The sequence below is a fragment of the Streptomyces sp. NPDC104202 genome (assembly GCF_055584185.1).
Genome location: NZ_JBVJMN010000021.1, coordinates 13,845 through 32,608, shown reverse-complemented (window position 1 = coordinate 32,608; position 18,764 = coordinate 13,845). Strand labels below are relative to the sequence as shown.

Genomic DNA, 18,764 nt, shown 5'->3' with positions numbered 1-18,764 from the left:
CGGAGGATGCGCGGATCGAACGCGCGCGGGGTCTCCCCCGACCACGGCTTAGCAAGCCGCTGCCTTACCACTCGGCCAATCCTCCGGGAGGGAGCGGCCCGCGCGGACGCATCCGCGCGCTCGAAGCGGCCGCTCCCTTCGGGAGATCCCCCGTGTCCCCCGTACAACTAGTCTGCGCCGGGCCCCTGTTCGGGTGCGACCGATTTTTCTCCCCGGGTGAGCGGGTAGCAGGCGAGTCCGATCGCCAGCGAGATGGCGTGGCCGAGGTCGGTGTACGTCCGGTCGGTGACGAGCGGGACGACGAAGAAGGCGACCACGCCGGCGAGGTAGAGCCAGCGCCAGGGGCGCGGCAGCCGGTAGGTCAGGATGCCGGCCGAGGCGGCGAGGCCGTAGCTGACGCCGATGTCGACGACGTGCGCCATGCTGCGCGGCACGTCGTGGAGCCGGATGGCCACCAGGACGACCTGCTGGCTGATCAGGGTCGCGGCGATGTGGGCGGTGGCGACGGTGAAGAGCCACTTGGCGGTGCCGAGCCAGCGTTCCACGGGGGCGTGCAGGACCTCGAAGAGCACCGCGTACAGCAGCAGGTCGGCGGGGTCCGCGATCCAGAAGGCGCTGCCGAGCAGGGCGCGTACCGGGTGGTGCGCGAGCTGGTGGAGGTTGCTGCTGTTGCGGTGGAGGAGGTAGTTCTCCAGTCCGTCCGGGGAGAGCGCGATGACGAGGCTGGTGAGCGCGATGACCGCCAGCCACAGATGCGTACCGGGTGACGAACGCACCCACGACCTGATCGGCCGGGACGGTTCGCCACCCGGTGAGGTTCTGCTCGGCACCTTTCAGTGCCTATCACCCCGAGCTGGGTGAAACCTCAGAAATTGATCATGTGTCCCGCAATACCGTGGATCGCTTCCTTCACGGCCTCGCCCAGCGTCGGGTGGGCGTGGACGTTGCGGGCGACCTCGTGGACGGTGAGGTCCCACTGCTGGGCCAGGGTCAGCTCGGGCAGCAGCTCGGTGACGTCGGGGCCGATCAGGTGGGCGCCGATGATCTCGCCGTGGGTGCCGTCGGCGATGATCTTGACGAAGCCGGTGGCGTCGCCGAGACCGTGCGCCTTGCCGTTCGCGACGAACGGGAACTTGGCGACCTTGACGTCGAAGCCCTTCTCGCGGGCCTGCGCCTCGGTCCAGCCGAAGCTGGCGATCTGCGGCTGGCAGTAGGTCGCGCGCGGGATCATCGGGTAGTCGAGCTCCATCGTCTCGGCGTCCCCGATGGTCTCGGCCGCGATGACGCCCATGGCCTCGGCGGTGTGCGCCAGCATCAGCTTGGCGGTGACGTCGCCGATGGCGTAGATGTGCGGCACGGAGGTGCGGCAGCGGCCGTCGACGTCGATCGCGCCGCGCTCGGTGAGGGCGACGCCGGTGGCCTCCAGGCCGTAGCCGGTGACGTTCGGGGCGAAGCCGATGGCCTGGAGGACCTTGTCGGCCTCCAGCACCTTCTGGGCGCCGTCCTTGCCGGTGACGGTGACGCGGACCTGCGGGCCGGACTCGTCGATGGCCTCGACGCGGGTCGAGGTGAGGACGTCGATGCCGAGCTTGCGGTACTGCTTCGCCAGCTCCTTCGACACCTCCTCGTCCTCCAGCGGGGCGACCCGGTCGAGGAACTCGACGATCGTGACCTTGGTGCCGTAGTTGTTGAGGACGTACGCGAACTCGATGCCGATGGCGCCGGCGCCGGCGATGACGATCGACTTCGGGGCGTCCTCGGCGAGGATCTGCTGCTCGTACGAGACGACGCGGTCGCTGAGGGCGGTGCCCGGGAGCAGACGCGGGGTGGCGCCGGTGGCGATGATGCAGTTGTCGAATCGGATCGTCTCCGTGGTGCCGTCGGACTTCGCCACCTGGAGGGTGTTCGCGTCGAGGAAGGTGCCCCGGCCGTCGAACTCCGTGATCTTGTTCTTCTTCATGAGGAAGTGGACGCCCTTGACGCGGCCGTCCGCGACGGAGCGGCTGCGGCGGAACGCCTCGGTGTAGTCGAAGGAGACGGTGCCGTCGACCTTGATGCCGAAGGTCTTGGCCTCGTGGTGGAAGATGTGGGCCAGTTCCGCGTTGCGCAGCAGCGCCTTGGTGGGGATGCAGCCGACGTTCAGGCAGACACCGCCCCAGTACTTCTCCTCGACGACCGCGACCCGCTTGCCCAGCTGGGCGGCGCGGATGGCGGCGACGTAGCCGCCGGGGCCAGCTCCGAGTACGACGACGTCGAAGCGGTCTGACATGACTGACTCCCGAGGGTGGTGAGGGTGTTCGGTCCACGTACGGGCCCACAGTAGTCCGGTGTCTCCGGGACGGTCAGTTGTAGGATGACTGGGCAACCGGGCAAATAGAGAGGTCGGAACGGCATGGCACTGAGAACGGCGGGACGGACCTCGCTGGTGGACACCGTCGTGGAACAGCTGCGCGGGCAGCTCACCGAGGGCGCATGGGCGGTCGGCGACCGCATCCCGACCGAGCACGAGCTCGCCCAGCAGCTCGGCGTCGGCCGCAACACCGTCCGCGAGGCCGTACGGGTGCTCGTCCACGCCGGCCTCCTGGAGTCCCGCCAGGGCAACGGCACCTTCGTCCGGTCGACCGCCGACCCGGCCGCCGTCCTGCGCGGCGTGCGCCACGCGGCCGCCTCCGACGTCCTCGAACTGCGGGTCGCGCTGGAGGCCGAGGCGGCCCGCCTCGCGGCCGAACGCCGCGACACCCACGACCTCCTCCGGCTGCGGGCCACCCTGACCGGCCTGCGCGAGGAGGGCGACCGGGACGCGGACGCCGACCTCGCCTTCCACCTGGCCGTCGTCGAGGCCACCCACAACACCGCCTTCGCCGAGGTCTACCGCTTCTTCTCCACCCAGGTCCACGAGGTGCTCGTCGAGGCCCTCGGCGACCGCGAGATGCCGCCGGTCGACATCGACGCCCACGAGGCGCTGGTCACCGCCATCGAGACGGGCGACCCGGACGCGGCGGAGCGGCAGGCCCGCGAACTGCTGCGGGCCCCCCGGGAGGCCGTCGCGGCGCTGACGGAGCGGAACCGGTGACCGCCGGCACCCCCGCCCCGCCGACCCCCGAAGCCCCCTCGTCCCACTCGGCCCCCTCGGCCGTCGACGGGGCCCGCGCCCACGGTCCGGTACGCGTCCTCGTCGACCCCGCCGCCGGGACCCGGACGCCGGCGGCGGGGGCCGCAGCCCGGCGCGCCCTGCTCGCCCATCCGGCACTGCTCCTCACCGGCATCGTGCTGGCCTCGCTGAACATGCGGGTCGCGCTGGCGAGCGTGGCTCCCCTCGTCGGCGAGATGTCCGAGACCTTCGGCCTCTCCGCGACGGCGAGCTCGCTCGTCACGTCGGTCCCGGTGCTCTTCCTCGGCCTGGGCGCCCTGGTGGCCCCCTGGCTGGGCCGCCGCCTCGGCTCCGAACGCGTGCTGTTCGCGGCGCTGCTCCTGCTCGGCGTCGGCATCCTCGCCCGTCTCCTGCCGTCCGTGTACGCGCTCTACGGCGGCGGCGTCCTCGTCGGCACCGCCATCGCCCTCCTCAACGTCCTGATGCCCGGCCTGATCAAGCGGGACTTCCCCGACCGGGCCGCGGCGATGACCTCGGTCTACACCGGCGCGATGATCGCCGGCGCGACCGTCGCGGCCGCCGCCGCGGTGCCGCTGGAGAAGGCGCTGGGCGGCGGCTGGCAGGCCTCGCTCGGCTTCTGGTCACTGCTCGCCGCGCTCGCCGCCCTCGCCTGGCTGCCGCAGGTGCTGATCGCCCGCGGCCGCACGGGCCACGCGGTGCGGGCCGTCCCTGCCCCCGGCGCCCGTCCGGTCCGGGTCTGGCGCTCGGCGCTCGCCTGGCAGGTCACGCTCTTCATGGGCCTGCAGTCGCTGTGGTCGTACGTCCTGATCGCCTGGATGCCGACGATGTTCACCGACCACGGGATGAGCCGCTCCACCGCCGGGGTGATCTTCGCCTTCAACAACCTGATCCAGGTCGCCGGCGCCTTCGCGGTGCCGCTGCTCGCCGGCCGGATGCGGAGCCAGCGGCCGCTGATCGTCCTGGTCACGACCCTGGTCGCGGCCGGTTACGCCGGCCTGATGGTGGCGCCGGTCCAGGGCGCCTGGCTCTGGTCGGCGGTGCTCGGCGTGGGCCAGGGCGGCGCCGTCGGCCTCGCCCTGACGCTGATCGTCCTGCGCTCCGGGGACGCCGTGACCGCGGCCCGGCTCTCCGGCATGGCCCAGACGGTCGGCTATCTGCTGGCCGCGGCCGGCCCGCTGGCGGCCGGCGCCCTCCACGAGGCCACCGGCTCGTGGACCCTGCCGATCTGCGGGGTCCTCGGCGTCTGCGCGGCGGCCCTGGCCGTGGGCCTCCTCGCCGCCCGGGACAGGACGGTCTGAGGACGGCCGGCCGCCCGCCGGCCCCCACGGGGGCCGGTGCGACGGCCGGGACGCGGCCCGGCACGGGGGCCGGGCCGGGTCTCCTACTCCTCGCCCGCCAGCTTCAGCGTGCGCAGCTTGTGCCCGGCGAACCAGGTGGCCACGACGGTGACGCCGACGAGGAGGACGGTCGCCGTCGGGAGCGCGACCTCGGAGGAGACCAGACCGTCGCCGGTGACCTTCTCCGCGAGGGCCAGCGCCCACTGCTGGACGCTCAGGGTCTTCGCGCCGGAGATCAGCGAGCCGAAGAGCGCCTCCCAGACCAGGGCGTAGACGAGACCGATCACCACGGCGTGCCGGCTGACCGTGCCGAGCAGCAGGAACAGGGCGCTGTACGCGATGGAGGCCACCAGGGCCGCGACCGTGTACGCCACGGCCACCTGCTGGCCGTTGCCGTTGAGGATGAATCCGGCGATCAGCGTCGGCACCGCCGAGAAGACCATGGTCACCGCGATCGCCACGATCAGCTTGGTGAAGATGATCGTGGGCCGCTTCACCGGCTTGGACAGCAGGTAGACGATCGAACCGTCGTCGATCTCGGGCCCGATGGCGCCCGTGCCGGCGATCACGCCGATCAGCGGGACCATCGTGGCCAGGGCGAAGCCCCCGAGGACGTCGGCGGTGACCTGGTCGTCGGCGCCGTTGAAGCCGCGGACCGCCGCCGAGATGACCAGCAGCATGGCGGGCAGCAGGAAGAGGATCAGCGCCCTGCGGCGGCCGAGGAGGGCCCGGTAGGTGAGCCGGGCGACTGTGGGGTTGTACATCGGTCAGGCTCCTTTCAGGCCGCGACGAGGTACGAGAAGACCGATTCGAGGGACTCGTCCGAGGGCGAGACCGTCAGCAGGCGGATGCCGCGCTCCCGGGCGACCTTCGGCAGGAGCTCCGTGAACCGGCCGAAGTCCACGGCCTGCACGCGCAGCCCGCCCTCCGCGTGGTCGACCTCGATACCGGCCGTCGACGGGTCGGCGATCAGGGCCGCGGCGAGCGCCCGGTCGTCGCTGGAACGGACCAGGTAGCGGTGCGGGCGGTCCGTCATCAGGCGGCGGATCTTGCGGAAGTCCCCGGAGGCCGCGTGGCGCCCGGCCACGATCACCTCGATGTGGGAGGCGAGCTGCTCGACCTCCTCCAGGATGTGCGAGGAGAACAGGACGGTGCGGCCGTCCGCGCCCATCCGCCGCAGCAGGTCCATCAGCTGCATGCGCTGGCGCGGGTCCATGCCGTTGAACGGCTCGTCCAGGAGCAGCACCGACGGCTCGTGGACGAGGGCCGAGGCCATCTTCACGCGCTGCCGCATGCCCTTGCTGTACGTGGAGATCTTGCGGTCCTGGGCGTACTCCATCTCGACCGTGGCCAGGGCCCGCTGGGCCTCCGCGCCGCCGAGTCCGTGCAGCTCCGCGTTGGCCTGGACGAACTCGCGGCCGGTGAGGAAGTCGTACATCGCCTCCCGCTCGGGGACGACGCCGATCTCGCGGTAGACGGACTCGTTCCCCCAGATCCTGGTGCCGTCGAGGGTGACGGAGCCGGTGGAGGGGTCGAGGAAGCCGCCCATCATGTTGATCAGGGTGGACTTCCCGGCGCCGTTGGGCCCGAGGAGTCCGGTGACGCCCGGTCCGACCGTCATCGTGACGTCGTTGACGGCCACGACGTTGCCGAACCAGCGGGAGACGTGGTCGATGGAGAGGATGGTCATGGGCGCGGCCCGTTCCTTAGAGGGGTGGCGGCAGGCGACGGGGAGGCGGTCACAGCCCGACCTTCCGGTAGCGGCGCATCAGGATGCCGTACGAGCCGGCGATCAGCGCGAGGACGACGAGCAGGTAGACCGCGCCGACACCGGCGCCCGGGCCGCCGCCGTCGGGGAACGCCGTGGGCGCGCCCAGGAAGGCGGTCTGCACGCCGTCGATCAGGGTGATCGGCGAGAACAGGCCGAGCCACTCGATGGCGTCCACGTTGTCCGTGGCGTAGGCGATGCCCATCAGGGTGGAGACCGCGCCGTAGGAGATGGTCAGGACGGCGATCACGGCGGCCACGCCGAAGCCGCGGCGCGGGGTGAGGGCCGCCATGACCAGCCCGATGCCGCCGAAGAGCAGCGACAGCAGCGCCACGGAGACCAGGCCCTGGCCGAACATCTTGGTCTGCTCGGCGAAGTCCATCTTGGCCAGCAGCGATCCGACCCAGAGGATGAGCAGCGGGACGGCGGTCAGCACGAACAGCGCGGAGGCCATCGCCCCGAACTTGGCGAGCACGTAGTCCACGCGCTCGATCGGCCGGCAGAAGTAGAGCGGCACGGTCCTGAACCTGAGGTCGCGCGAGACCGACTGGGGCGCCTGGGCGGCCAGGTAGATGCCGATGACGACCTGGAGGAAGATCGCGTACTGCGTGTACTCGATCGACAGCTTGCTCTGCTTGGTGACGACCGCGACCGCGACGATGATCAGCGCCGGGACGCACATCACGCCGAAGAGCAGCATCGGCAGCACTTTGGACTTGGCGCTGCGGCCCAGTCCGTAGGCGCCGCGCAGCGACTGCGAGAACAGCGACCGGCGGGCGTACGCACGGCCGAGTCGCTGGCCGTCGTAGGACCGATAGCCGATGTTGTGGATGCGGGTCGTGTCGGGAGCGGCCTGGGAGGGCTGCGGGGTCTGGGTGCTCATCGGGCCGGCACCTCCTCGTGCTGCGGGGACGCCTCGGCGGCCTCCGGGCGGAAGACCTCGGCGATGTGGTGACGGCGCTGCTCCATGCGGACGAGGCCGAGTCCGAGGCCGGCGACGGTGTCGCGCACGAGGTCGTACGTCTCCTCGCCGGCCGCCTCCAGGAGGAGGATGTGGCCGGCGCCGGGCAGGCCGTCCTCCACGCCCGCGTGGATCGTGACGCCCGCCTCGCCGAGGGCCGCGCGGAGCGCCGCCGTGCCGTCGGGGTGGGTGTCGGAGTCGGTGACCTCGACCGCGAGCGTGGTGGTCGTCCGGGTGAAGTCGCTGGTGGAGCTGGACCGGAGGAGCCGTCCGCCGTCGATGACGACGACGTGGTCGCAGGTGCGCTCCAGCTCGCCGAGGAGGTGCGAGGTGACGAGGACGGAGATGCCGAAGTCGGTCCAGACCCGGCGGATCAGTCCGAGCATCTCGTCGCGGCCGACCGGGTCGAGGCCGTTGGTCGGCTCGTCGAGCAGGACCAGCTTCGGGTCGTGGACGAGGGCCTGGGCGAGTTTGACCCGCTGCTTCATGCCGGTCGAGTAGCCGCCCATGGGGCGGTAACGCTCCTCGTACAGACCGACGTGGCGCAGGGTGTCGGCGGTCCGCTCGCGGGCGGCGGTCGGCGGCAGTCCGGACATCCGCGCCATGTGGACGACGAACTCGGTGGCCGAGACGTCCGGCGGGAGGCAGTCGTGCTCCGGCATGTACCCGACGCGCTCGCGGATCTCCGCGCCGGAGGTGCGGACGTCGAGTCCGAGGACCTCGGCGCGGCCCTCCGTGGCGGGGGAGAGGCCGAGCAGGATCTTGATCATGGTGGACTTGCCGGCTCCGTTGGCACCCACGAGTCCGGTCACACCGGGCCCGATGTCCAGGGAGAGCCGGTCAAGCGCGGTCACCCGGGGGAACCGCTTGCTGAGGCTTTCGGTCGCGATCACAGTCACGGTTCGAAGGTAGTGGCGTGCACCACAGGAGTCGTCAGCCCAACGGCTCGATCCGTGTCCGACTACAGGAGTACAAGCCGGTGGGGGCGCTCGCGACGAAAGTCTTTCTCTCCGGGCCGTCGGTCGGTGTTTTCCACAGGCTCGCGCCGGACCCCTTGACGCAGCCGCCAAGCATTGTCACATTCATCGGTGTCACGTTACGGACGCGTAGGGCGACCGGACGCTCACACGGGACGGCGGGTGGCATGGCCTCAGCAGTGACAGGGGAACTCTCCGCGGAGCTGCGGGGGTTCAGGGAAGTCCAGCGACTCTCCTACGCCTGCGCGGAAGCCGTCGCGGCGCAGCTCAAGCCCGGGGTCACCGAGCGCGAGGCGGCCCGGATGCAGCGCGAGTGGCTGTACGAGCGGGGGGTGCGGGACTGGTTCCACCGGCCGTTCGCCTGGTTCGGGGACCGCACCGCCTTCGTCGACTTCAGGATCCCCCTGCAGTTCTTCCCGACGAACCGGCGGCTGGAGCCGGGGATGCCGTTCATCCTCGACATGGCGCCGGTCTACCGGGGCCACACGGCCGACGTCGGATACAGCGGCTGCCTGGGCCTCAACCCCCTGCACGACAAGCTCCTCGCGGACCTCGCCGACCACCGGGAGCTGATCCTGCGCGAGGTGCGCGAGCGCCGCACCCTGCGCGAGATCTACGAGGACGTGGACCGGCTCATGGTCCGCCAGGGGTACGCGAACCGGCACCGCGCCTATCCTTTCGGGGTCATCGCCCACAAGATCGACCGGGTGAAGGAGCGCAGCTGGTCGCCGACGCTCTTCGGCTTCGGCACCCAGGCGCTGAAGGGGCTCGCGAGCGACGCCCTGCACGGCCACCGGGACGGCTGGTCGCCGCTCTGGTCGCCGTACACGTTCTCCGACCACCCGCCCAGGCCCGGCCTGTGGGCGGTCGAGCCGCACCTCGGATTCCGGGGGACGGGCGCGAAGTTCGAGGAGATCCTGGTCGTCACCGACTCCAGGGACCCCGAGCAGAGCGCGTTCTGGCTGGACGACGACCTGCCGCACGTGCGGCGCTGGAACGAGGGAGCGGTCTGATGGCGGCAATCGCCGGGCTGAACACGGCGCGGGAGCGCTGGGTCCGTACGGGCGGGATCGAACTGTGCGTCGCCGAGCTCGGCGACGCGGACCGGCCGACCGTCCTGCTCGTGCACGGGTACCCGGACTCCAAGGAGGTCTGGTCGGAGGTCGCGGCCCGACTGGCCGAGGAGTTCCACGTGGTGCTGTACGACGTCCGGGGGCACGGCCGGTCGACGGCGCCGGCGCCGCTGCGGGGCGGCTTCACCCTGGAGAAGCTGACGGACGACTTCCTCGCGGTCGCCGACGCCGTCAGCCCGGACCGTCCGGTCCACCTCGTCGGCCACGACTGGGGTTCGGTGCAGTCCTGGGAGTTCGCCACCGTCCCGCGCACCGAGGGCCGGATCGCCTCCTTCACCTCGATGTCGGGGCCCTCCCTCGACCACTTCGGGCACTGGATCAAGCGGCGGATGGCCCGCCCCACCCCGCGGCGGGTCGGCCAGCTCCTCGGACAGGGCGCCAAGTCCTGGTACGTGTACATGCTGCATACGCCCGTACTGCCCGAGCTCGCCTGGCGCGGTCCCCTCGGCAAGCGCTGGCCCAAGCTCCTGGAGCGGGTGGAGAAGCTCCCGGCCGGGGACTACCCGACGCCCTCCCTGCCCGACGACGCGGCGCACGGCGCCTGGCTCTACCGGGACAACGTCCGTGCCCGGCTCGGCCGGCCGCGGCCCGACGCCTTCGCGCACGCGCCCGTGCAGCTGATCACGCCGACCGGTGACTCCTTCCTCTCCGAGCGGCTCTACGACGACCTGGCGGACTGGGTTCCGGACCTGACCCGGCGCACCCTGCCCGCCAAGCACTGGGTGCCGCGCACCCGCCCCGACCAGCTGTCCGCCTGGATCTCCGAGTTCGTCCGGGCCAACGAGGAGCCCGCCGGGAAGGCGCCGAAGCCGGTCGCGGCGACCGCGGCGAAGAGCGCCGTGAAGCCGGAGTACACGGAGCGGTTCGGCGGCCAGCTCGTCCTGGTGACCGGCGCGGCCAGCGGCATCGGCCGCGCCACCGCGTTCGCGTTCGCGGAGGCGGGCGCCCGGGTCGTGGCCGTGGACCGGGACGGCGAAGGGGCCGTCCGCACCGCCGAGATGGCCCGGCTGATCGGCGCCCCGGCGGCCTGGGGGGAGACCGCCGACGTCGCCGACGAGGCGGCGATGGAGAAGCTGGCCGCCAAGGTGGCCGGCGAGTACGGCGTCGTCGACGTCCTCGTCAACAACGCGGGCATCGGCCTCACCGGCTCCTTCTTCGAGACCACGAGCGAGGAGTGGAAGCGGGTCCTGGACGTCAACCTGTGGGGCGTGATCCACGGCTGCCGGATATTCGGCGCGCAGATGACCGCGCGCGGCCAGGGCGGGCACATCGTGAACACCGCCTCCGCGGCGGCCTTCCAGCCGTCGCGCGCCCTCCCGGCGTACAGCACGTCGAAGGCGGCGGTGCTGATGCTCAGCGAGTGCCTGCGCGCCGAACTGGCCGGCCAGGGCATCGGGGTGTCCGCGATCTGCCCCGGCATCGTCAACACCAACATCACGGCAACGACCCGGTTCGCCGGGGTCACGGACGGCGCCGAGGAGAAGCGGCGGCAGAAGAAGGCGTCCCGGCTGTACGGCCTGCGGAACTATCCGCCGGAGAAGGTCGCGGACGCGATCCTGGGGGCGGTCCTGCACGACCGCGCGGTCGTCCCGGTGACGCCCGAGGCCCGGGGCGCCCACTTCCTGTCCCGGCTCAGCCCGGGCGCGCTGCGGGCCCTGGCCCGCTGGCAGCCGCCCGCGTAGGCGGCGGGGTGCGGGAGGGACCTGCGGTCGTACGATCCCTCCCAGCAAGGCCCCGCGGCGGCGGGGTGCGGGAAGCGGTCGGCGGGAGCGGTTTTGTCCGAGCAGTCAGCACAGCCGGAGTACCGGATCGAGGACCTCGCCCATCACAGCGGGGCCACGGTCCGGACGATCCGCGCCTACCAGGACCGCGGTCTGCTGCCCCGTCCCGAGCGACGGGGCAGGTCGAACGTGTACGGGGACGCGCACCTCGCGCGGCTCCGGCAGATCGCCGACCTCCTCGACCGGGGCTACACGCTCGCCTCGATCAAGGAGCTCCTGGAGGCGTGGGACACCGGCCGGGGGCTCGGCGGGGTGCTCGGCCTCGTCGCGGAGGTCCACGGGCCGTGGACCGACGAGGAGGCCGCCCGCATCTCCCGCGCCGAACTGGACGCCCGCTTCGGCGGCACACCGGACGAGGAAGCGATCCGGGAGGCGGTCGAGCTCGGCGTGCTGGAGCCGCTGCCGGACCGGGGGAACGAGGAGTATCTCGTCCCCAGTCCACAAGAGCTGGCGGTGGCGGCCGAGTTGTACGCAGCCGGGGTGCCGCTCTCCGCAATCACCGGCCATCTGAGGGAACTTCGCGACCAGGTCGAGCACATCGCCTCACGCTTCCTGGAGTTCACCACCGAGCACGTCTTCGCCCGCTATCTGGAGCACCGTCCCCCCACGGACTCCGACGCGGCCGAGGCGGCGACGATGGTGCGGCGCCTGCGCCCGCTCGCCCAGCAGACGGTGGACGCCGAACTGGCGCGGGCCATGCAGCTGTTGGCCACCCAGCACCTCCAGCTCCATCTGTCGTCGGACGGGCCTCCCGCGAGGGACGACGAGCCGCGCGCGGTCGCGCTGCCGACCGCGACGATCAAGGCCGTTCAGGATCTCGTCGGCAGCGAGGGGGTCGACGCGTTCATCGCCGCGGCCGCGGAACGGGAGGTCCATAAAAGGACATTGGACTCCCTTGCCTCAAACAAGAGCAAAAATACATAACTTGCCCAATTAGGCAGCTTTGGAGCGTCAGTTGTCCACAGAATTGCCAACTGGCCTGTGGACAAGTTGCTTTGGCTGTGGATCAAACATGTCCGCTTCAAATCATTGGTCCGGAGATCCGGGCTCCGGCATCCTGACGGCATGACCCCACGACCACGGGACGAACGCCGCACGGTGAAGGTGTCGAAGTACCTCGCCAAGCACCTCCGCCACCAGCCCGAACGCATCGGCCTCGTCCTCGACGAGCACGGCTGGACCGAGATCGACGCGCTGCTCCGGGCGACGGCCGCGCACGACTTCCCGATCACCCGCGACGAGCTCGACCACGTCGTCGCCACCAACGACAAGAAGCGCTTCGCGATCGAGGGCACCCGGATCCGCGCCAGCCAGGGACACACCATCGAGGTCGACCTGGACCTGCCGGCCGCCGAACCGCCCGCGTACCTCTTCCACGGTACGGTCGCCGACCGGCTCCCCGCGATCCGGACGGAGGGGCTGCGCCCCATGGCCCGCCACCACGTGCACCTCTCCCCCGACCGCGAGACCGCGACCCGGGTCGGCGCGCGCCGCGGCCGGCCCGTGGTGCTGAGCGTCGACGCCGGTGCCATGCACCGCGCCGGACACGTCTTCCGCGTCAGCGCGAACGGGGTCTGGCTGGCCGACGCCGTCCCGCCGGAGTTCCTCCGCTTCGCGGAGTGACGGAACCGGGTGGGGCGAGCGCCGGCGCGGCCTCGACCGGGGCGGGCGACCGGGGTCCGTGACGGCGACGGCTCCGCGGGGGCCCGGACAGCAGGCATGATCGTTCCCATGGCACACCCGCATCTGCCCAGCACCGAAGCCGCCGTCACCGCGATCCGCGCGATCGCCGAGGAGTTCGGCCTGGGGATGACCGTGACCGACGACATCGGCGCGGATCAGACCTCCCGGCGCACCTCGTCCGACGCGTTCGCCGTCCTGGACCCCGACGGTTCCCTTCCGCACGAGGCGTACGTCGAACTGGGCGGCTCCCCCGCGATCACCGTCCAGGTCTTCCCCGAGGACGACGCCACGGTCACCGTGGACGGGATCGACTTCGCCGATGTGCCCCGCGACGCCGTCCCGGCCTTCCTGCGCTCGGTCCTCGGCGGCCTCGCCCACGTGAAGGGACGGTTCTTCCCGCCCGGCTGGTGGCTGATCGTCCCCCTCCCCGGCGACGAGACGTACAAGGAACTGGTCCCCGGCGCCCTCCTCACCCCCTGGATGAACAGGAACGTCCGCTGACCCGCCGGTGAGCCGAGTGCCGCGGGCCCCCGGGCCGGGCACGTCGACGGGCCCGGGACCGCCGTAGGCTCGGGGACATGAGCCTGCGCCTGAGCACCGTCATCCTGCCCGTCGACCGCTGGCACGAAGGGGGCCGCCGGAAGTGGCGGCACGCCGAGGAACTCGGCTTCCACGCCGCGTACACCTACGACCACCTGTCCTGGCGGGCCTTCCGCGACGGCCCCTGGTTCGGCGCCCTGCCCACGCTCACCGCGGCGGCGGCGGCCACCGAGCGGATCCGCCTGGGCACGCTCGTGACCTCGCCGAACTTCCGCCACCCGGTGACGCTCGCCAAAGAGCTGATCTCGCTGGACGACGTCTCCGGAGGCCGGGTCACGCTGGGCATCGGAGCGGGCGGCAACGGCTTCGACGCCACCGCGCTCGGCCAGGAGCCGTGGAGCCCGAAGGAGCGGGCGGACCGGTTCGGCGAGTTCGTGGCCCTGCTCGACCGCCTCCTCACCGAGGGCGCGGTGACGGAACGGGGCACGTTCTACTCCGCGGACGAGGCCCGGAACATCCCCGGCTGCGTCCAGAGCCCCCGCCTGCCGTTCGCCGTGGCGGCGACCGGCCCGCGCGGGCTGAGGCTCGCCGCGCGGTACGGGCAGGCGTGGGTGACGACCGGCGACCCGAAGCTGTACGAGGCGGGAACCCCCGAGCAGTCGGTGGCGGCCCTGCGCGGCCAGATCGAGAAGCTGGGCAAGGCGTGCGCCGAATCCGGACGGGACGTGGCCGGGCTCGACAAGATCCTGCTCACCGGCTTCACGCCGGACCGGAGCCGCCCGCTGGAGTCCGTGGACGCCTTCGTCGACTTCGCCGGCCGCCACCGCGAGCTCGGCTTCACCGAGATCGTGGTCCACTGGCCCATCCCCGACTCCGACTTCGCCGCCGACCAGGCCGTCTTCGAGCGCATCGCCACCGACGCCCTGGCTCAGCTGGGCTGATGCTCCGCCGCGCGGTGCCGGGCCCCGGTCGGGTCAGGCACCGCGCCGGGCGTGACCGCGCCACAGCGCGAGGAGGACGGGGGCGTCGACCGGTGCCGGCCGGGCGGGACAGACGTCGAAGTGGCTGATCCGGCAGGTGTCGGAAGGCGCCGCGGGCCCGAGCTCGACCGCCGTGCCGTCGCCCGCGATCCGCCACCGCCGGCCCGCGGGGACGCCCCGGCACGCCAGCGCCCCCGGCTCGATCATGATCCAGCGCCCCCGCACCGTACGGTGCCACTCGGCGCCGGCCCCGCACCCCTCGCAGGTCGTGGCCCTGGGCCTCCGCACGTCGGGTACGGCCCTGCCGGAGCGGGCCGCGGACGACACGGCGGCGGTCACGCCGGCCAGCAGCTCTCCCACCAGCACCGGCTCCCGCACGGGATGGCGCGAGCCGGCCCGCTCGCACTCCCCGCACAGGGCCATGCCGAGGCTCGCGACCCTCCGGCCGTACGGCGCGCCGCATGCCTCGCACTCGTCGGACCACCGGCCCGAGACCATGACCCACCCCCTTGAGACGCCTTCGGCTCCCCTGCCTCCTGAGGGTCTTCCCCGAAGCCACCGCGGACGAACGGGGGTTTACGGCCACGTCCGCGCCCTGACGGGCGGCTGAACCGGTACGGGTGCCGCCGCGGGCGAGGGCCGGGTACGTCCTGCCCGCCGCGGGCGAGGGCCTTCAGCCTCGCCCCGGGCGCTTCCCGAGGGTGCGGTAGCCCGGGTGGACGCCCGGAGTGAGGCCCTGCTGGTCGGCGATCCGCCCGAGCAGGGCCGTCAGGAGACCCCGTTCCTCGGGGTCGAGCGCCGTGAACAGGTCGTCCTCGTGCACGGCGGCCACCTCACGGACCCGCTCCAGGACCCGGCCGCCCTCCTCGGAGACGTACAGCTCGTGGTGGCGGCGGTCCTCGGCGCTGCGCCGGCGCTCCACGAAGCCCTTCCGCTCCAGGTTGTCGATGAGCGTGACGACCCGGCTGGGCACGACGCCGAGGTCGGCGGCGAGGGAGCGCTGACTGCGCCCGGGATCCATGGCGATCATCCGCAACAGGCCCACGTCCGGGGGCGCGAGGCCCAGTTCGCCGACCCGTTCGCCGAAGCGCGCCGCCGCGTGCGCCCCGAGCTGTGCGAGCAGGAAGGCGCCGAAGCGCGGGGCCGCGGCGGCGGCCGCTCCGGGTTCTTCGACTGGTTGCCGGTCGGTACTCACAGGGTTATGGTACGAGACAAGAATGATTCTCTCTAGTGAACTATTCTCCTAAGAGAACGGACAGGGTTCATGTCTGCCGAGATCCGGACCGACCCCCGCCATCCGACCGAGGCCCCCCGGGAGCGCCGGGAAGCCCAGGGAGGGCCGCCGCCGGGCGTGCTCGCCGTGGTGTTCACGGCGCTGTTCCTGGCCGGACTCGTCCTCGGCACCGTGCTCGCCGGCGGCGCCGTCTTCCCCTCGCCCTTCGGCGAGACCGGCGAGACCGTGGCGTACTTCCGCACCCACCCCGATGCCGTCCAGGTCGCCGGCGCCCTCCAGTTCGCGGCCGCCATCCCGCTGGCCGTCTACGCCGCCACCGTCTCGGCCCGGCTCCACCGGCTGGGCGTCCGCGCCCCCGGCGCGACCATCGCCCTCGCCGGCGGGCTCCTCGCGGCCGGCTTCCTCGCCTGCTGCGGACTGCTGAGCTGGACCCTCTCCCGTACCGATGTCCTCGAACTGCCCCCGCTCGTCAGGGCGCTGCAGTATCTGGCGTTCGCCACCGGCGGCCCCGGACACGTCGTCACGCTCGGGCTGCTCGTCGCCGGCATCGCCGTCCCCGGACTCCTCGCCGGACTGCTGCACCGCGCGCTGGCCGTCACCGGCCTGGTCCTCGCGACCGTGGCCGAACTGGCCGCCCTCACCCTGCTCCTGGACGGCGCCGCGCTCCTGCTGCCACTGGCCCGCTTCACCTGCATGGGCTGGCTGATCGCCGCCGGATTCCTCCTGCCCCGCCGCCGCACCCGCAAGGAGCGCTGACATGCCCGCGCACACCGAGAAGCTCGTCCGCTTCCAGCAGCCCGAGAAGACCCTCCGCTACCTGGGGGAGCTGTCCGAGACCCGGCTGGCCGACCTCTTCGGCCTGGCGCCCGAGGACTACCGCGCGCTGCTGCGGGACTTCGACGACCAGGCGCGGTCGACCGCCGCCGACCTGCTGAAGGACCCCGGCTTCGCCGGCCGGGCCGACCGGCTCCCGTTCCGCCCCGGGCAGCGGATCGTGGCCCTGGGCGAGAGCACCACCGCCGACCGGCTGTCGTGGTTCTCGATCCTGCGCCACCTCCTCCCGGACGACGTCGAGCTCGTCAACCTCGCCGTCTCCGGCCTCACCACCACCCAGGCCCTCACCCAGCTGTCCCAGCTGTCCTTCCTGCGGCCCGACTGGGTGCTGTGCATGCTCGGCGCGAACGACACCCAGCGGATCGGCGGCGGCGCCGGGACGGCGGGCACGCGGCTGGTCGGCGAGGCCGAGACCACGCGCAACCTCCGCGCCCTCCGGGAACTCGGCGGACGGGCGCTCCCCCACCCGAGCCGCTGGATCTGGCTCACCCCCGGCTCCGTGGACCAGGAGCGGGCCGACGCCTACCCGCACTTCCGCCACGCCGGGATCGGCTGGTCGGACGAGGACGTCGCCGGGGTCGCCGCCTTCCTCCTCGGCCGGCCGGAACGCACCGTCGACACCCGCCGGGTCACCGCCGGACTGCACCTCGACGACGGGATCCACCTCACGCTCGCCGGCCAGCGCGCCGTCACCGCGGCCCTCGTCGACACCCTGGCGGCCCCGGAACCGGCGTCGGAGGGGCGGACGTCATGAGGATCCTGCTCTTCGGCGTCACCGGCGGCACGGGAGCACGACTCCTCGACCAGGCCGTCGGCGCGGGACACCAGATGACCGTCGTCGTCCGCGACCCCGCGCGGGTGCCGGTGACGGACCCCGGGGCGCGGCTGACCGTCGTCCCCGGGGACGTCCTGGAACCGGAGGGGTGGCGGGACGCCGTGGCCGGGCACGACGCAGTCGTCTCCTGCCTCGGCAGCACCGACCGCAGGCACCCCACGACGGTCTACTCGCAAGGCACCGGAAACATCGCGGAGGCCATGCGGGCCGCCGGCGTCGGCCGGCTGCTCTGCCTCTCCTCGGCCGGCCTGGAGATCAGCCCCGGCGTACCGCGGGCGCAACGCCTGGTCACCCGGCACGTCATCCAGCGGCTCCACCGCCACGGGTACGCCGACATGGCCCGGATGGAGGCCCTCCTGACCTCGGCGTCCGCCGGGGACACGGCCTGGACGGTGGTCCGGCCCCCGATGCTCACCGACGGCCCGCTGACCGGCCGCTACCGCACGGCGGAGAACGGCCACCTGCGGCGCCCCACGTCCCTGTCCCGCGCCGATCTGGCGCACTACCTGCTCACCGGAATCGGCGACCCGCGCGCCCACCGGGCCGTCGTGGAGGTCGCGTACTGAGCCCCCGGCTGTCCGCGGAACGCCGGAGGAAAGCCGCGAGGGAGCGGAAAAGGGCCCGAGTGGAGAGAATCCAGGCCACTCATATGTGCGGCTCCCCGCACGCACGTGCGTCCGGTGCGGAAGAATGGTGCGGTGACCACTCCTCGATCCCCGCGCACCTCCGCCCCGGCGCCCCGGCTGATCGCCACCGACCTGGACGGCACGCTGCTGCGCGACGACAAGTCCGTATCCGAGCGCACGGTCGCCGCACTCTCCGCGGCCGAGCAGGCCGGGATCGAGGTCTTCTTCGTCACCGGCCGCCCGGCCCGCTGGATGGACGTCGTCAGCGACCACGTCCACGGCCACGGCATGGCGATCTGCGCCAACGGCGCGGCCGTCGTCGACCTCCACGCGGGCAACACCTTCCTGGAGGTGCGTCCGCTGGAGCGGCCGGTCGCCCTCGACGTCGTCCGGGCCCTGCGCGCCGCCGCACCGGGCACCTCCTTCGCCGTCGAGCTCACCACCGGCATCCACTACGAGCCGCTGTACCCGCCGTTCTTCCTCGACCCCGGCGCGACCGTCGCCACCGCCGAGAAGCTGCTGTTCGAGGAGGCACCGGGAGCGGCGGCCCCCGTCCTCAAGCTGCTCGCCCAGCACCCCGAGCTGGACCCCGACGTCTTCCTCGCGGTGGCCAGGGAGGCCGCCGGCGACCGGGCGTCGTTCACCCGGTCCAGCCCCACCGCGCTCATCGAGATCAGCGGGCTCGGCGTCTCCAAGGCGTCCACCCTCGCGCTGTGCTGCGCCGAGCGCGGCGTCACGGCGGACGAGGTCGTCGCCTTCGGCGACATGCCCAACGACATCGAGATGCTGAGCTGGGCCGGCCGCTCGTACGCCATGGGCAACGCCCACCCGGACGTGCTCGCCGCCGCCTCCGGCCGCACGGTCGGCAACAACGAGGACGGCGTGGCGGTCGTCATCGAGCAGCTGGTGGCCGAGGCGCTGAGCGCCGCGGGCGGGGCCGCCGCACAGGGCTGAGGAGCCGCG

Annotated in this window: 20 protein-coding genes and 1 tRNA gene; 12 read left to right on the top strand and 9 right to left on the bottom strand. The window is 72.5% G+C overall.

Annotation, left to right across the window (positions count from 1 at the left end):
- The 3 genes from ACZ60W_RS16110 to lpdA form a co-directional block, all read right to left on the bottom strand.
- Positions 1–85 (bottom strand) — tRNA-Ser (locus tag ACZ60W_RS16110).
- Between the two features lie 82 nt (positions 86–167).
- Positions 168–830 (bottom strand): rhomboid-like protein, encoded by a 663-nt coding sequence (locus ACZ60W_RS16105; RefSeq protein ID WP_469755940.1) that lies wholly within the window; start codon positions 828–830, stop codon positions 168–170.
- Positions 831–865: 35 nt separating this feature from the next.
- Entirely contained in the window at positions 866–2,269 is a 1,404-nt protein-coding gene (gene lpdA / locus ACZ60W_RS16100; RefSeq protein WP_469755939.1) for a dihydrolipoyl dehydrogenase, read from the bottom strand.
- Positions 2,270–2,392: 123 nt separating this feature from the next.
- Between lpdA and ACZ60W_RS16095 the strand changes: the two genes are divergently transcribed.
- Both ACZ60W_RS16095 and ACZ60W_RS16090 read left to right on the top strand, forming a co-directional pair.
- Positions 2,393–3,073, top strand: coding sequence for a FadR/GntR family transcriptional regulator (locus ACZ60W_RS16095; protein WP_469755938.1), 681 nt, complete (start codon positions 2,393–2,395; stop codon positions 3,071–3,073).
- Positions 3,070–4,410, top strand: a complete 1,341-nt coding sequence (locus tag ACZ60W_RS16090) for a CynX/NimT family MFS transporter (RefSeq protein ID WP_469755937.1) — start codon at positions 3,070–3,072, stop codon at positions 4,408–4,410. Before ACZ60W_RS16095 ends, ACZ60W_RS16090 begins: the two co-directional genes overlap by 4 nt.
- Positions 4,411–4,493: 83 nt before the next feature.
- On the opposite strand, the gene ACZ60W_RS16085 is transcribed toward ACZ60W_RS16090, so the two are convergent.
- The 4 genes from ACZ60W_RS16085 to ACZ60W_RS16070 are packed head-to-tail and all read right to left on the bottom strand — an operon-like array spanning position 4,494 to position 8,071.
- Positions 4,494–5,213: an ABC transporter permease gene (locus tag ACZ60W_RS16085; protein ID WP_469755936.1), complete on the bottom strand. Its 720-nt coding sequence runs from the start codon at positions 5,211–5,213 to the stop codon at positions 4,494–4,496.
- Between the two features lie 14 nt (positions 5,214–5,227).
- The gene (locus tag ACZ60W_RS16080; RefSeq protein ID WP_469755935.1) at positions 5,228–6,139 is read right to left on the bottom strand and encodes an ABC transporter ATP-binding protein; all 912 of its coding nucleotides are present in this window, start codon (positions 6,137–6,139) and stop codon (positions 5,228–5,230) included.
- 49 nt (positions 6,140–6,188) lie between these two features.
- Positions 6,189–7,100, bottom strand: a complete 912-nt coding sequence (locus ACZ60W_RS16075) for an ABC transporter permease (protein ID WP_469755934.1) — start codon at positions 7,098–7,100, stop codon at positions 6,189–6,191.
- Positions 7,097–8,071 (bottom strand): ABC transporter ATP-binding protein, encoded by a 975-nt coding sequence (locus tag ACZ60W_RS16070; protein WP_469756006.1) that lies wholly within the window; start codon positions 8,069–8,071, stop codon positions 7,097–7,099. The genes ACZ60W_RS16075 and ACZ60W_RS16070 overlap by 4 nt, the downstream gene beginning before the upstream one ends.
- Before the next feature lie 251 nt (positions 8,072–8,322).
- On the opposite strand from ACZ60W_RS16070, the gene ACZ60W_RS16065 reads away from it, so the two are divergent.
- From ACZ60W_RS16065 to ACZ60W_RS16040, 6 genes are all read left to right on the top strand, one after another.
- Complete coding sequence (locus tag ACZ60W_RS16065) at positions 8,323–9,168, top strand: M24 family metallopeptidase (protein WP_469755933.1); 846 nt, start codon at positions 8,323–8,325, stop codon at positions 9,166–9,168.
- Positions 9,168–10,970: an SDR family oxidoreductase gene (locus ACZ60W_RS16060; protein ID WP_469755932.1), complete on the top strand. Its 1,803-nt coding sequence runs from the start codon at positions 9,168–9,170 to the stop codon at positions 10,968–10,970. Before ACZ60W_RS16065 ends, ACZ60W_RS16060 begins: the two co-directional genes overlap by 1 nt.
- A 93-nt stretch (positions 10,971–11,063) precedes the next feature.
- Positions 11,064–11,993 (top strand): MerR family transcriptional regulator, encoded by a 930-nt coding sequence (locus ACZ60W_RS16055; RefSeq protein WP_469755931.1) that lies wholly within the window; start codon positions 11,064–11,066, stop codon positions 11,991–11,993.
- A gap of 141 nt (positions 11,994–12,134) precedes the next feature.
- Positions 12,135–12,692, top strand: coding sequence for an RNA 2'-phosphotransferase (locus tag ACZ60W_RS16050; protein ID WP_469755930.1), 558 nt, complete (start codon positions 12,135–12,137; stop codon positions 12,690–12,692).
- Between the two features lie 108 nt (positions 12,693–12,800).
- Complete coding sequence (locus tag ACZ60W_RS16045) at positions 12,801–13,253, top strand: hypothetical protein (protein WP_469755929.1); 453 nt, start codon at positions 12,801–12,803, stop codon at positions 13,251–13,253.
- Between the two features lie 77 nt (positions 13,254–13,330).
- A complete protein-coding gene (locus tag ACZ60W_RS16040) occupies positions 13,331–14,233 on the top strand; it encodes an LLM class flavin-dependent oxidoreductase (RefSeq protein WP_469755928.1) in 903 nt (300 codons plus the stop codon).
- Between the two features lie 33 nt (positions 14,234–14,266).
- Here the strand turns inward: ACZ60W_RS16040 and ACZ60W_RS16035 are convergent, their stop codons facing one another.
- Both ACZ60W_RS16035 and ACZ60W_RS16030 read right to left on the bottom strand, forming a co-directional pair.
- Positions 14,267–14,770 carry a DUF6083 domain-containing protein gene (locus ACZ60W_RS16035; RefSeq protein WP_469755927.1) on the bottom strand — a complete coding sequence of 168 codons (504 nt, stop codon included), beginning with the start codon at positions 14,768–14,770 and terminating at the stop codon, positions 14,267–14,269.
- A 175-nt stretch (positions 14,771–14,945) separates the two neighbouring features.
- Positions 14,946–15,467: a MarR family winged helix-turn-helix transcriptional regulator gene (locus ACZ60W_RS16030; protein ID WP_469755926.1), complete on the bottom strand. Its 522-nt coding sequence runs from the start codon at positions 15,465–15,467 to the stop codon at positions 14,946–14,948.
- Positions 15,468–15,536: 69 nt separating this feature from the next.
- On the opposite strand from ACZ60W_RS16030, the gene ACZ60W_RS16025 reads away from it, so the two are divergent.
- The 4 genes from ACZ60W_RS16025 to ACZ60W_RS16010 all read left to right on the top strand — a co-directional run bounded on the left by ACZ60W_RS16025 (position 15,537) and on the right by ACZ60W_RS16010 (position 18,755).
- Positions 15,537–16,262: a hypothetical protein gene (locus ACZ60W_RS16025; protein ID WP_469755925.1), complete on the top strand. Its 726-nt coding sequence runs from the start codon at positions 15,537–15,539 to the stop codon at positions 16,260–16,262.
- Between the two features lies 1 nt (position 16,263).
- Positions 16,264–17,094 carry an SGNH/GDSL hydrolase family protein gene (locus tag ACZ60W_RS16020; RefSeq protein WP_469755924.1) on the top strand — a complete coding sequence of 277 codons (831 nt, stop codon included), beginning with the start codon at positions 16,264–16,266 and terminating at the stop codon, positions 17,092–17,094.
- On the top strand, positions 17,091–17,741 hold the full coding sequence (locus tag ACZ60W_RS16015) for an NAD(P)-dependent oxidoreductase (RefSeq protein WP_469755923.1): 651 nt from the start codon (positions 17,091–17,093) through the stop codon (positions 17,739–17,741). The genes ACZ60W_RS16020 and ACZ60W_RS16015 overlap by 4 nt, the downstream gene beginning before the upstream one ends.
- Positions 17,742–17,873: 132 nt before the next feature.
- Positions 17,874–18,755: a Cof-type HAD-IIB family hydrolase gene (locus tag ACZ60W_RS16010; RefSeq protein ID WP_469755922.1), complete on the top strand. Its 882-nt coding sequence runs from the start codon at positions 17,874–17,876 to the stop codon at positions 18,753–18,755.
- Positions 18,756–18,764: the final 9 nt, after the last annotated feature.